This window comes from Agrobacterium sp. SORGH_AS 787 (assembly GCF_030819035.1).
GTDB classification, from domain to species: domain Bacteria; phylum Pseudomonadota; class Alphaproteobacteria; order Rhizobiales; family Rhizobiaceae; genus Agrobacterium; species Agrobacterium larrymoorei_B.
In genome coordinates this window covers 463,632-476,634 of record NZ_JAUTBG010000001.1, presented here as the reverse complement: position 1 = coordinate 476,634, position 13,003 = coordinate 463,632, and the positions used below count along the sequence as shown (strand labels likewise).

At 57.0% G+C, this 13,003-nt stretch carries 10 protein-coding genes; 4 read left to right on the top strand and 6 right to left on the bottom strand.

Features of this window, described 5'->3' with window-relative positions:
* Positions 1-240 precede the first annotated feature (240 nt).
* From QE435_RS02040 to QE435_RS02030, 3 genes are all read right to left on the bottom strand, one after another.
* Positions 241-1,773: a PAS domain-containing methyl-accepting chemotaxis protein gene (locus QE435_RS02040; protein WP_349040054.1), complete on the bottom strand. Its 1,533-nt coding sequence runs from the start codon at positions 1,771-1,773 to the stop codon at positions 241-243.
* Between the two features lie 713 nt (positions 1,774-2,486).
* Positions 2,487-2,999 carry an NUDIX hydrolase gene (locus QE435_RS02035; protein ID WP_309769291.1) on the bottom strand — a complete coding sequence of 171 codons (513 nt, stop codon included), beginning with the start codon at positions 2,997-2,999 and terminating at the stop codon, positions 2,487-2,489.
* A 313-nt stretch (positions 3,000-3,312) separates the two neighbouring features.
* Entirely contained in the window at positions 3,313-4,377 is a 1,065-nt protein-coding gene (locus QE435_RS02030; protein WP_349040053.1) for a helix-turn-helix domain-containing protein, read from the bottom strand.
* Positions 4,378-4,757: 380 nt separating this feature from the next.
* Here QE435_RS02030 and QE435_RS02025 point away from each other — a divergent pair, with 380 nt between their 5' ends.
* From QE435_RS02025 to pobA, 4 genes are all read left to right on the top strand, one after another.
* Positions 4,758-5,699 (top strand): alpha/beta hydrolase, encoded by a 942-nt coding sequence (locus QE435_RS02025; RefSeq protein WP_349040052.1) that lies wholly within the window; start codon positions 4,758-4,760, stop codon positions 5,697-5,699.
* Between the two features lie 62 nt (positions 5,700-5,761).
* A complete protein-coding gene (locus tag QE435_RS02020; protein ID WP_349040051.1) occupies positions 5,762-6,565 on the top strand; it encodes an SDR family oxidoreductase in 804 nt (267 codons plus the stop codon).
* Between the two features lie 62 nt (positions 6,566-6,627).
* Positions 6,628-7,437: an SDR family oxidoreductase gene (locus tag QE435_RS02015; RefSeq protein WP_349040050.1), complete on the top strand. Its 810-nt coding sequence runs from the start codon at positions 6,628-6,630 to the stop codon at positions 7,435-7,437.
* A 228-nt stretch (positions 7,438-7,665) separates the two neighbouring features.
* Complete coding sequence (pobA, locus tag QE435_RS02010; RefSeq protein WP_349040049.1) at positions 7,666-8,838, top strand: 4-hydroxybenzoate 3-monooxygenase; 1,173 nt, start codon at positions 7,666-7,668, stop codon at positions 8,836-8,838.
* Between the two features lie 180 nt (positions 8,839-9,018).
* Here pobA and QE435_RS02005 read toward each other — a convergent pair whose 3' ends face one another.
* From QE435_RS02005 to QE435_RS01995, 3 genes are all read right to left on the bottom strand, one after another.
* The gene (locus QE435_RS02005; RefSeq protein ID WP_349040048.1) at positions 9,019-11,238 is read right to left on the bottom strand and encodes a xanthine dehydrogenase family protein molybdopterin-binding subunit; all 2,220 of its coding nucleotides are present in this window, start codon (positions 11,236-11,238) and stop codon (positions 9,019-9,021) included.
* Positions 11,239-11,241: 3 nt separating this feature from the next.
* Positions 11,242-11,700 carry a 2Fe-2S iron-sulfur cluster-binding protein gene (locus QE435_RS02000; RefSeq protein ID WP_309769285.1) on the bottom strand — a complete coding sequence of 153 codons (459 nt, stop codon included), beginning with the start codon at positions 11,698-11,700 and terminating at the stop codon, positions 11,242-11,244.
* A gap of 223 nt (positions 11,701-11,923) precedes the next feature.
* Positions 11,924-12,880: an AraC family transcriptional regulator gene (locus QE435_RS01995; RefSeq protein WP_349040047.1), complete on the bottom strand. Its 957-nt coding sequence runs from the start codon at positions 12,878-12,880 to the stop codon at positions 11,924-11,926.
* Positions 12,881-13,003: the final 123 nt, after the last annotated feature.

The following is a 13,003-nucleotide window of genomic DNA, read 5'->3' as shown; positions in this document are numbered from 1 at the left end:
TTGGAGCGGCGTCCGGAATGCCTTGCATGCACGGCGGATGTCGGTAGGACCGAAGTTTCTTTGGGTGTTGTTTTTAAAGATAGGATGTAGCCCGCAGGGCTACGCTGGAAACACACCTGTGCCAGTTCGTTGCGCTGGGTCTGATTATTCAACAAAGCGGCATCTCATTGAAAAATATGCGCTTTCTCGCGCTGATATCAAGCGCTGTAACAGCGCTTGATATCAAAGGTAGGATCGGACTTAGAATTCCTCCCAGCTATCCTTAAGAGCGGCGTTTCCCGAAAACGCTTTGGCGACCTTCCGAACGAGCTTCGTTGCCGGAGAAGCGACTGCGCGGTGTTCAGCTGTTGCAACACCAGCCGCCGAGGAGTTGTGGCGGGCGCCACCAAGCTGAAACTTCGAGATTAGGTGGTGAAGTCTCTCGGCCTCACTTACCAGACCAGCGCTGGCTGCGTTGCTTTCCTCGACCATTGCAGCGTTTTGCTGCGTTACTTGGTCCATCTGATTGACGGCCGTGTTGACTTCGGCGAGGCCCACCGCTTGCTCACGAGACGACGTGGCGATCGCATCCATGTGCTGGTTGATGGTGATGATATAGCTTTCGATCGTCTTTAACGCATGACCGGTTTCACTGACCAGCTTCACGCCGCTTTGGACTTCATCGCTGGAATTGCGGATGAGCTCCTTGATTTCTTTAGCGGCCTTGGCCGAGCGCTGGGCGAGCTCGCGCACCTCCTGGGCAACGACAGCAAAGCCTTTGCCTGCCTCGCCGGCGCGCGCCGCTTCAACGCCGGCATTGAGGGCCAGCAAATTGGTCTGGAAGGCGATTTCGTCGATGACGCCGATGATGCTGGCAATCTCGTTCGACGACTTCTCGATCTTATGCATGGCATCAACAGCTTTGTTGACGACATCACCAGACTGCGTTGCGCTGGCGCTTGCCTGGACTGCAACGGAGCGTGCTTCATCCGTCCGCTTCGAAGAGTTGGCAATGTTGGCGGTAATCTCATCGAGCGCAGCGGCGGTTTCTTCCAATGATGCAGCCTGCTGTTCAGTCCGCTTGGAGAGATCGTCCGAGCCAGTGCGGATTTCGGTCGAGCCGGCGAAAATTCTGGACGCAGCCTCAGTGACCGCTTCCAGCGTCTCGCGTAGCTTGCTCGTCGTATCATTGAAATCGGAGCGCAGAACAGCTGTTTTGGCAGTCAGTTCGGCAGTGATCTGATGCGTCAGATTGCCTTGCGCGAGTTGTGCTAGTGCGTCGGCTAGGGCGAGTACCGCTGCTTGATCGTTTGCGGCTTCGCGCTCCATTTGCTCTTTCAGCACGATTTGATCATTGATGTTCGTAAGGGAGCCACACGCCCTGATGGTTTTCCCGTCGGGCTGGTAAGCACAACCGCCTGTCGCTCTGAACCACTGATAAGAACCGTCGCGCATTTTGAGCCGATAGTTGACATTGTATCTGGACGTGCCGGTCTTATCCTCAAGATGCTTGGCGAAAGCTGCGAAAGTGGGAGCAACGTCATCAGGGTGAAGCCTGTCCGACCAGGATTGAACGACGTTCGGAAAGGACTGAATATCGCTGAAGCCGATCAGGCGGCGGAACTCCTGCGACCAAGTCCAGATGCTTTGGGCATGCATAGCATCCCCATTGTGAAGCACGGCTTCCCAAAGTCCAATACCGCAAGCTTCATCAAGAAGGTCTGACCGTTCCTTAATATCATTCAGTCGAGCTTCCAACTCGGCAATCGACCGCTTTTTGTTCAGTGAAAACATTATCACCCCAGAGAATTGTTGATGTCAGAAGTGATATCACTCTATAACTTAATTAGTGATTAAGTCGTTGAAAACAGGCGTTTTTATCTTTACGTTACGTCAGTTTGAGGCTGTTCCCTGGTTGCGCGAAGCTCGGCTTACGCCGAAACAAGTATACAGCACCGAGAGCCTTGACGCGTAACAGACTGATAGGATTCCAAAGACACTTCGATGGTGTGACACAGTTCCCAATCGTAACGATGAATTTGCGCGATCCGCTTGGCGATCCGTCGAAGAAACGATGAAGCGCGACTTGAGTAAGGCGTCCATCAATCCATTTGTATTCACGACATGCCACCCTACCAATGACACCTTCGTCAAGGAACATACCGTGAGAATCTGCTACAGGAAGACCGACGGAGATATGCGTCAGGCACTGGAAGCTGGCGCGTGTCCAAGCAGAGTTCTTCAAGCATCGAACCGACTTGCGAGCAGATGCGGAAGGATGGAGCCATTGGCGAAGATACGATGATAGATTTGGCTCGCTGAATTTGACGCCGCCAGAGGCGCTAGCTGGAACCAGCGCCTCGGGTGACGGACATTTCTGCGCCTCAACCTCTTCACGGAAGAGTTGCCCATCCGTGCTGTCAGGAAAGGGGGCGCTCTAAATCAATCGGCTACTTGCGCTCTAGCAGGGACGTCGGTCGCCTCGAAACCGCGCTTCCAGCCTCCTATCAACTGCTCTTCGGTTTGAAATCTATCAGGAGTGATTTGAGCTCGACTTCCCGGACGCGCCGCGCCGCTTCGCTTGAAGACACCCACGCCAGTTGTCGTTGGCCACGCTCTTTGTATTCGGATACGACGTCTTTGACCTCTATTTCGAAGACTTCGACAACGCAGGGCGCGACATCGCTGTTATCCAGCCATTTAAGGTAAGTGTAACGGCCAACCGGTTTTTTCCTGACCCGACCACGAATGCCAGCTTCTTCCCAGGCTTCGATCTCCGCCGCTTCGTGGGGCTTCTTCTTCTTCATCGGCCAGCCCTTCGGGATCACCCACCGCCCGGTTCCTCTGGAGGTGATGAGAAGCACCTGGAAGTCATCTGCTGCAATCCATCGGTAGCATAAGGCACCATATTGCAATCGGAACCCGCCGTTGAACAGTTTGTCTGGCATTAAGGCAAGTTGCTGTAGCAACGAGCGAGGTTTGCGAGACGGCTCCGGTCGGTCCTTTCGTGAACGCTTCATTCGGATAGGAATCGCTGATTTTTAACGTCTCCGCAATGGCCTTTCGAAGTCTATGACGGCTTCATGACGCTTTCCACAACATCCTACGCAGCCTTTGGAATGCCGTGCGGGCCATCTCTCAAGAGATCGGCTTTCTCAGCCGCTTACCTTCCCCAAGAAGAAATAAGGGGCGTTGTTGTGCTGAATCGGTGCACGCGGGAGATCAAAGGCTTGTTGGAAAGCCTCAAGCCCGGGCAGGCTGCCGGAGCTGCGGTGACCGCGCCAAAGTCGTACTCGAACTTGATAAGTCCGTTTCAGTGTCCCACTTGCCGAATTATCGGGGGTTGCGCAAAGCTCGTGGCGAGCAACCAAAATAACTTTTAAACAGGCGATTAAAGCTGCTGACGTTTCTGAAGCCGTGATTGTAAGCGATGTCACTGATTTTCTGCTGAGCTTGAGACGCATCTTCTATGTCCGATCGGCATCGCTCGAGCCGCCGTAAGCGGATCCAGCGAGCTAAGGACGTTCCTTCGCGCTCGAACAATTTGTTGAGGTAGCGAACGCTCACGTAATGGGCTTGGGCTATGACGTCTGGTGTCAAAGTCTCGTCGTCGAGATGAGTGTCGATGAAGCCCTGAACCCGCCGAAGGGTGGAGGATACGTAGCGACTTTGGCTTGGTGGAGGTGGGGCCCGTCCGGGCGAGGCAAGGGCCAAGCTAAGCAGATCCAGCAGGTGATTGGCAATGCGGCTTGCCTCTGCCGGGAGAAGTTGGGGGGCCTCTTCCAACGCTGCACGCAACATGTTGCTCGCGACATGACCAACACCGGCCTCACCGTCGATGCGCTGGGCGAGAACTTCGGTCGCCGCAGTCAGCCTGCCTTCAAGGCGGTGTCTAGGGACGCCTATCCACAGAGCATCAAATCCCCGCGAAACCTCAATAGCGTACTCACGAGTGCTGTCGAAGATGGCCATATCTCCGGGTCTGAGAACCGCCTGGCCAGAGCCTTGGGTGAGGGTCATACTGCCGCTGATCAGGAATCCGATGACGAAGTCATTTTTCGTCGAAGCCTGAATTAATCGCCGTGACCGCACGGCGCGGTGAGCACCTCCGCGCGTAATAGCCCGGATAAACGTCATCTCTCCGAAGGGGTAGCGGTACATACGCCCGGTAGGCGCTTTCGTCTCAAGTTGCTCCACGTCGAGTTCGACGAAGATGGCGCCGAGCGAGGCTGCCCAGGCATCGGAATTACCGCTGACCTGGATCATTTCGTCTGACCGTTTTGGCGCGCGCAACTTCACTGACAGCTCCCAATTCAACTCCTTCGGAAAATTGTGAAGGGGTTGGGGGTTCGTGTCAATTTGACGGCCCTTCAGGAAAGACGAAAGATCTTTAAGCATCAGAAAAATATGTACTTTTCACAAAGTAGGAGTCGCCGCTCATCGCAGGCTGGTGGCCGTTAGTTCCCAAAAAGCAAATTTAATGGGCCGCCAGTGCAAAGACACGACTTCGGCGAGTGGGCATGCTTGCAGGCAGAGAAGCAAATCGCATCGTGTCCGGGTCGACGAGGAAGTCGGTGTCGTCCGGCATATCTGGCACGAGAGCTTCAGGGAGAGGAAAAGAAAATGGAAAAAGGACAACGGACTCGCAACTCGAAAGCGAGGGCGCGCTCGGGCAACCGAGCTGGATGATCTCTTAATCCGTCGACAGACCATTCGGATGCTACGCCCGCAGCAGACAGCTTGGGCACTGCATCGTCAATTCTAGGAGGAAATTCATTATGTCATTGGCAGAGCCAACGGGGACTTACGAGCGGACCGACATTGCCTTCCGCACAGACGACGGGATCACTCTGCGCGGCTGGCACTTTCTGCCTGCATCCGCGGAATTGGCGCCGCAGCCGCTTATCATCATGCACCACGGTTTCAGTGCGGTTAAGGAAGGTTACCCGGAGCACTTCTTCGAGGAATACTTCGCCGCAGCGGGCTTCGGTGTGTTGACCTACGATCCGCGAAGCCTGGGAGAGAGCGGCGGACGTATCCGGCAGGAAATCGATCCCTTCCTGCAAGTCTCTGACTTCAGGGATGCCATTTCCTTTGCGCTGACTCTGCCGGGCGTCGACCCTCAACGCGTCGGCGTATGGAGCGCCAGCTATGGTGGCGGAACGGCCATACAGGCTTTGGCCATGGACAGGAGGGTGCACTGCCTGATCAGCACCGTGCCTTTCCTGAGCGGAGGCGCGATTTGGAACATGCTGCCAGCCGAGATACGCCAGAACATGTTGCGACTGTTCGAAACGGACCGCGCACAACGTGCGGCCGGCCAAGCGCCGCAAACTGTAGCGATTGCATCCGAAGATCCTGCTCGAACGCCGTGCATCCTTCCGACGAAAAAGTCCTGGGAATGGTGCATGCGAGTTGCGGCAGTCGCACCGAACTGGAAAAACGAAGTGACAGTCCGCAGTCTGGAATCCCAGTTCGGATTCGAGCCGATGGCCTATGTCAGCAGGATCACGCCCAAGTCGCTCCTTCTGATTGGTGCCGAAAACGATGACCTGATCCCGATCGCTCTGACGCGAGAAGCCTTCGAACGTGCGCCCTGCCCGGAGAAGGACCTCGTCGTTTTCCCCTGCGGTCATTACTCCTGCTACGACGATTACTTTTTCCAGACCGCTGAGGCTTCACTTGGCTGGTTCGACAAGCACCTTCGGCTCGCCGTCTAGGAATGAAGCGGAAACGTCTCTCTCTTTTCTCAATACAAGTTCGCACGACGGAGGAAGCAAGCATGCGCGCATCGCTGGATGGAAAAGTTGCAGTCGTCACCGGGGCGACGACCGGGATCGGGCGCGGCATAGCGGTTGCGCTTGCCCGGGCCGGCGCCAAGGTTGTTGTCGGCGACATTATTCGTGTTCCCAAGGAAGGCAGCTATGACGAGCGCCCCGACCTTTCGACAGCGGAACTCATCACCGAAATCGGCGGAGACGCAATCTTCGTAGAATGTGATGTAACCCAATCTGCGGCGGTATCGGGCGCAGTAGAGGCTGCGGCGTCTACGTTTGGCCGCCTCGATATCATGGTGAACAATGCCGGCATCTTTACCCGGCTGGAGACTGTGATCGAGCAGTCTGAGGAGGACTACGAACTGACCATGGCGGTCAACGCCAAAAGTGTGTGGTTGGGCTGCAAATTCGCCTTGCGTCAAATGATGCAGCAGGAGCCGCTGCCAGGCCGTTCCCGCGGTCGCGTGATCAACATCGCCTCCGCTGCCGGAGTTTCCGGGTTGCCGCTGGAGCCAGCTTACTGCGCGTCCAAGGGTGCTGTGCTTGCGTTGACTCGGCAGCTGGCCGTCGACTTCGGTCCCCATGGAATCGGCGTCAATGCGATCATGCCCGGTCCGATTCAAACAGCGATGACCCGCTCCGCGCTGGACGATCCTGAGACTGCCGCACGGTTCCGACAGGCAACGCCGTTCTCGCGCTTAGGTACAGCCCACGACGTTGCTTCGGCAACGGCGTTCCTGGCCGGGGACGAGGCGGAGTTCATCAATGGCGCCGCTCTTGCGATCGACGGGGGCGCCACGGCGCTTTGAGAAGGGCAAGGCAGCGCTCCATGTCTCGCTGAAACCAAAATCACAAAACAAAGGGACGAAGAATGAACGTTTCGCTGGATGGAAAGGTGGCAATCGTAACTGGAGCCGCGACGGGAATCGGCCGCGGCATCGCGGTGGCCTTTGCGCGGGCAGGCGCCAATGTTGTCGTCGGCGATATCATCACGACGCCTAGGCCAGGGAGTTTCGACGAGCGCCCCGACCTATCGACCGCCGACCTTATTGCTGAGATCGGAGGCCGCGCGATTTTTGTCGATTACGATGTGACAAGGCGTGAAGCAGCACAAGGCGCAATTGAGGCTGCTCTGTCGACGTTTGGCCGTCTGGACATCATGGTCAACAATGCGGGGATCGGAATAGTAGGCAAGCGCTTCCACGAATTTTCCGACGCCGATTTCGATAGAACCTTTGACGTGAATGTCAAAGGCACGTGGTTCGGCACACAGGAGGCTGCCAAGCATTTTATCTCCGCAGGCGGAGGATCAATCATCAACATGCTTTCGACTGCCGCGATCAGGCAACCTCCCATGCAAGCGATATATAACATGTCGAAGGCCGCCACCGCACAGATGACCCGGTCCGCTGCCCTCGAATACGGCAGGTACAACATTCGCGTGAACGGTATTTGCCCGACAATGGTGAAGACGTCGCTCACCCGTGAGCTCACCGATAACGAACCGCTGATGAACTACATCGTTGGCACCATCGCCCTGGGCCGTTTTGCCGAAGTTTCCGACGTCGCAAATGTTGCAACCTTTCTGGCGAGCGATGAGGCAGCCTTTATCTCAGGTGTTTTGCTTCCCGTCGATGGGGCCGAAAACCCGCCGCTTTACATGGCGGGCGATGCGCCGTGATGACAAATCAGAATGCTTCGCCGTACCCGGCAGGAGGTGTTGGCAGGGTGACGTGATGTCGTTTCGTTGAAGCGAGATGAGGCGTTTGTCTGCAAGGCCAAGCGACCGCCATTTGGCGGAATTCAATGAGCACGAATATCAGGGCGGAGCCTCTGTCAGCTTCGGCACACGTGATTTTGCACCGCTCACAATCCCATTGACCAAGTTAGAGAAAGACCGGGAGGAAATATGCGTACACAGGTTGTCATCATCGGCTCCGGGCCAGCGGGATTGCTATTAGGCCAGAGTCTTTCCAATGCCGGTATCGACAACGTCATCCTTGATCGTGTCGGAAAAGACTACATCCTTGGGCGGGTACGCGCCGGGGTGCTGGAGGAGGGCACAGTCCAGCTGTTGGAAAAAGCCGGTTTGGCCGAACGTCTTCATGCAGAAGGTCTTCCTCATAGTGGTTTCTCACTCGCCTTCGACGGCGGCGACCACAGGATCGACCTGCAGGATCTGACGGCAGGAAAACGCGTCGTGGTCTACGGCCAGACAGAGGTAACACATGACGCGATGGACGCGCGCGAGCGCGGCGGTTATCTCACGGTTTACGACGCGCTCAATGTTAAACCTCATGCATTTGATGGTGACCAGCCATATGTGACCTATGAGAAGAATGGTGCACCATTTCGTATCGATTGCGACTTCATCGCGGGTTGTGATGGTTTCCACGGCGCTGCCCGCAAAGCCGTTCCTCGTCGTGCGATCCAGGAGTTCGAGAAGGTCTATCCATTTGGATGGCTTGGAATTCTCGCTGATGTCGAGCCTGTTCATGACGAGTTGATTTACGCGAACCATCCGCGTGGATTTGCACTTTGCTCCATGCGATCACACACGCGTAGTCGCTACTACATCCAATGTCCGTTGGATGAGAAAGTTGAGAAATGGAGCGACGATCGATTCTGGGACGAAATCAGAACCCGTCTTCCAGTTCACCACGCTGAGGCTATGAGAACGGCTCCGTCCTTCGAAAAGTCCATCGCCCCACTACGCTCTTTCGTGTGCGAACCAATAAGATTCGGGCGTCTTTTCCTTGCGGGAGACGCAGCGCACATCGTTCCTCCCACGGGGGCAAAAGGCCTCAACCTCGCGGCGAGTGATGTCCATTATTTGAGTGACGCGATAATCGAACATTACAAGGAGCGTTCGGACGAAGGGCTTGATGCCTATTCCCGGCGCGCATTGTCGCGGGTCTGGAAAGCCGTGCGCTTCTCATGGTGGATGACAACCATGATGCACCGCTTCCCAGACGCTGGCGATTTCGGACAGAAATTACAAGAGGCCGAACTCGGCTATCTCGTCCAGTCACGCGCGGCCGCCACCGCACTTGCAGAGAACTATGTCGGTCTACCCCACTGACAACTCGCTGAGCGTACCATAGGACACGTCGAGACGACTGTGGGAAATGAAAATAAAGCGATAGCCCGTCGGTCCGGCAGGCACAGTAAAGCTGGCCTCGAAAAGAGTTGGCTCTCCGTCGCTGGACCCAGATCCTGCGAACAACATCCCCGGCTGCCTGCGCGGCCGGGAAAGGAAAAATCACGCGTTCAGGCTTTTGGTGAAGGGCATGACGCGAATGCGTTTCCCCAGCGCCTTGTAGACAGCGTTGGCGACGGCTGGACCCACCGGTGGCACACCCGGCTCGCCCATGCCCGAGGGCGGATTGGAGGACGCGAGAATATGCACGTCCACGTCGGGCATCGCATCGATGCGAAGCGGCGTATACATATCGAAGTTGCCCTGATCGACCTTGCCGTCCGTTAGGGTGATTTCCTCAGCCATGATGGCGCCCAAACCGAACCCTACGCTCCCCTCGACCTGGGCGCGAACCTGGTCCGGGTTGACAGCAAGACCGCAATCCACCGCAGCGACGACCCGCTCGACCTTGAAGCCGCCGTCGTCGTCTGTCGAGATTTCGGCAATCTGTGCCACGACCGAGCCAAAGCTTTCGGCAACAGCAACACCGCGGAAGCGTCCCTTCGGCAGCGGTTTCGTCCACCCCGCCTTCTCCGCTGCAAGTCTAAGGACGACAGCATGTCGCGACTGCGGTTCGAGCATCGAAAGACGGAACTCGATGGGATCGCGCCCGGCCGCCTCTGCGAGTTCGTCGATGAACGCTTCCGCAGCAAACGCCGTATGCGTCGAACCCACTGCACGCCACCACAGAACCGGCACCCCTACTTCCGTCGTGGTCAGGCCAACCATCTGATTGGGAATGGAATAGGGCAGGTTGTTGGCTCCTTCGACGGATGTCGGATCGACGCCGTTCTTGACGACGCTTTCAAACAGCGTCTTTGCAACGATCGACTGTCCGACGATGTGATCGCTCCAGGCGATGAGTTTTCCGTTGGCGTCTAGTCCGGCTTTGAGATTATGCACGTAGGAAGGGCGATATCGCCCGGCGCGCATATCATCCTCGCGAGTCCACTGCACCTTTACGGGCGCCCGAAATCCGATGGCCTTGGCGACATAGACGGACTCAACAATCACGTCGCCGTCGAACACTGAACGGCGGCCGAAGCTGCCGCCACTTTTCAGCACGTGCAGTCGCACCTTGTCGGGCGTAACTCCCACGATCTCGCTTGCAAGTGCTTGATACACATCTGGGAATTGATGTCCGCCCCAGATTTCAAGAGTGCCATCATCGTTCCTGCGCGCGACCGCGTTGAGAGGCTCCAGCGCCGAATGGGCGAGATAAGGGAATTCGAAGCTCGCCTCAACGACCTTGGCCGCCGCCGCAAACCCAGCTTCTATGTCGCCGTCGTTGCGTGCTATGGCGGAGGGCGCCTTGCGCGCAAGATCCTTGTACATTGTCATCAGCTCGGGCGTGCCGCGCTTTTCGGCCGTCGCTTCATCCCACTCGACCTTGGTGGCTTCGCGTCCCTGGATAGCAGCCCACATGTGCTCCGCCACGACGGCCACGCCGCGGGGTGTCTCGACGACGTCGATGACACCCTTGATTGAACGCGCCGCTGCGGCATCGAAGGACTTGACCTTGGCGCCGAACAGTGGCGGATGGATCATGACGGCGGTCAGCATGCCAGGCAGTTTGACGTCGATCGTATAATGCTCAGTTCCGTTGGTTTTCCGGGCACTGTCGAACCGCTTCAGCTTCCCGTTGCCGATCAGTTTCCACTCACCAGGCTCCTTGAGCTTTACCTCTGTTGGTACAGGCATCGTTGCAGCCTTGGCAGCAAATTCACCGAAGCCAGCTTTCTGACCTGAGGGGTGAGACAGGATACCATCCGCAACCTTTATCTCAGAAGGCTGGACTTTCCATTCGGAGGCGGCAGCGGCGACCAGCATAGCTCGAACCGCGGCGCCCGCTTTGCGGTAGCGTTCCCACGAGGTCATCATCGACGTCGATCCGCCTGTTCCCTGCATGGCACCGCCAAAGGCGAGATTGCCGTAGGCCTTGACGTTCCCGGCGGCGCCCAGCACTTCAATAGAAGCCCAGTCGGCATCGAGTTCTTCCGCCACCAGGGTGGCCAACCCGTTATACGAACCTTGGCCCATCTCGAACTGCGACGAAAGAACCGTCACCTTGCCCTGGCCGTCAATCGTCAGATAGGGTGTGAAGGCGAGCGCGCCATCCGCGTCTGTCGTGGCCTCAGCGGCGATGGCAGGCAGGGCGGATAACGTTTGGAAGCCGACGGCGACACCGCCGCCCACTGCCAACGCACCCAGCATGAATTGCCGGCGGGATGCCTGCACCTTCTCCACAGGAAGAGCGAAAGATTGCATCAGTTTCGGGATCATTGTTCAGGCCTCCAAACGCTTTGCAGCTTCATGAATCCCGGCTCGGATCCGGTGGTAAGTGGCACAACGACAGAGATTGCCCGTCATTGCGGCATCGATATCGGCGTCGGTGGGTTTGGCGTTGTTCGTCAGCAGGTCGGTCGCCGAAATGATTTGTCCTGACTGACAATAGCCGCATTGAGGAACGTCAAGATCGGCCCAGACGGTCTGGACCGTTTCTGCGACCTTGCCCTTTAGCCCTTCGATGGTCGTCACTTTCGCCTGACCGATATCGCCGATAAATGTTTGGCAGGAACGGACCGGGGTGCCGTCCAGCAGCACCGTGCAGGCACCGCACTGGGCCATGCCGCAGCCGAACTTCGTTCCTGTCAGTCCGACGAGGTCACGGATCGCCCACAGAAGCGGCATGTCCGCATTGGCGTCGATCTCATGTGCCGTCCCATTGATCTCTAATGTTACCATGGTTCTCTCCTTGCATCGGGGCGCGCGCAGAGTTCGATCTGGACTGGCCTTGTCGAACCCGTTGACGTTCGTCGTCCACCAGGAACTCTATAAGAGGACGCTGATGTGTCATAGGTTCGATCCTGCCGGATTATTGCCCATTTCTGTCGGACGGCGCTGAAAACAACCGTTCTTCTTGCGCTGCCCGTCAGCACATTTTCTTTTCAGCCGGCCGGCTGCCGGATTAACCGACAGCGTTGCGCGTGGTGGAGCCGGCCGATTGGAGGATCGCCTTAACATCGCGAAGGGGAGGGTGGCCGAACATGCGGCGATACTCGCGGTTGAACTGGGTTGGGCTCTCGTAGCCGACTGCCAGCGCCGCGGTGGTGGCGTCGAACGATCCGGAAAGCATCAATTCGCGTGCGTGATGCAGCCGCAAGTGCTTCTGGAATTGCAGCGGGCTCATGGCCGTCATGGCGCGAAAGTGGTGGTGCAGTGTTGAGGCACCCATATTAGCCATGTCGGCGAGATCTTCGATGCGAAGTGGGCGAGTGTAATTCTCTTTCAGCCAGGCGACCGCTTTGGCGACCCGATTGCTGTTGGTGCCGGACAGTGCGAAGCGCCGAAGCCGTGCACCCTGATCGCCGGTGAGCAGGCGGTAGAGAATTTCGTTCTGGATATGGTTTGCCAGGAAGGGGATATCGTTCGGCGAGTTTTGGAGCGAAATCATTCGGAGGAACGCGTCGAATAACTCGGGCGTGGCCGCTCCAACGGCTGCCCCGCGGTCGCGATCCGCCATATTTACCGGGCGCAGATCATGGTCGACGATCAGGCGCCTTATCGCCTCGAGGTTCAAGCGCAACATCGCAGCGACGTAGGGTTCCGCCAAACTCGACGCGCTGATTTCGCCTCTCATTGGCAGTCCGATAGCCGTCAGCAAAAACGACGATTCATCGTAGACGATTGTCTCGTCGCCGACACTGACGCGTTTGCTGCCCTTGATGATCAACGACAGGCTCGGTTCGTATACGGTGTAGAATGGGCCGACGGGCTCCGTGATACGGTAGATGGAAAGGCCTGGAATCCCGTGCATAAAGCTGACGCCATCCAGGGGCAGCGCTGACAGCGTTTCGAGAATCCGTTCGCGAACGCCTGCAGTTTGCCTGCGAAGATGGTCTCGGTCGAACGGCGTTTCAGTCATTGGCGTCTCCTGTTGCCAGGCAGTTCTATGTCCAGAACGATGACGATGTCTATCACGAATTCTTGATGCCGAGAGGATCAGGCAAGAATAATATCCGATCGAGCTAACCCGTTAGAGGAAACG

Bases quoted from the DNA above. Each gene is read 5' to 3' on its own strand.
- QE435_RS02040 (WP_349040054.1), bottom strand. From the start codon at position 1,773: ATGTTTTCACTGAACAAAAAGCGGTCGATTGCCGAGTTGGAAGCTCGA.
- QE435_RS02035 (WP_309769291.1), bottom strand. From the start codon at position 2,999: ATGAAGCGTTCACGAAAGGACCGACCGGAGCCGTCTCGCAAACCTCGC.
- QE435_RS02030 (WP_349040053.1), bottom strand. From the start codon at position 4,377: ATGCTTAAAGATCTTTCGTCTTTCCTGAAGGGCCGTCAAATTGACACG.
- QE435_RS02025 (WP_349040052.1), top strand. From the start codon at position 4,758: ATGTCATTGGCAGAGCCAACGGGGACTTACGAGCGGACCGACATTGCC.
- QE435_RS02020 (WP_349040051.1), top strand. From the start codon at position 5,762: ATGCGCGCATCGCTGGATGGAAAAGTTGCAGTCGTCACCGGGGCGACG.
- QE435_RS02015 (WP_349040050.1), top strand. From the start codon at position 6,628: ATGAACGTTTCGCTGGATGGAAAGGTGGCAATCGTAACTGGAGCCGCG.
- pobA (WP_349040049.1), top strand. From the start codon at position 7,666: ATGCGTACACAGGTTGTCATCATCGGCTCCGGGCCAGCGGGATTGCTA.
- QE435_RS02005 (WP_349040048.1), bottom strand. From the start codon at position 11,238: ATGATCCCGAAACTGATGCAATCTTTCGCTCTTCCTGTGGAGAAGGTG.
- QE435_RS02000 (WP_309769285.1), bottom strand. From the start codon at position 11,700: ATGGTAACATTAGAGATCAATGGGACGGCACATGAGATCGACGCCAAT.
- QE435_RS01995 (WP_349040047.1), bottom strand. From the start codon at position 12,880: ATGACTGAAACGCCGTTCGACCGAGACCATCTTCGCAGGCAAACTGCA.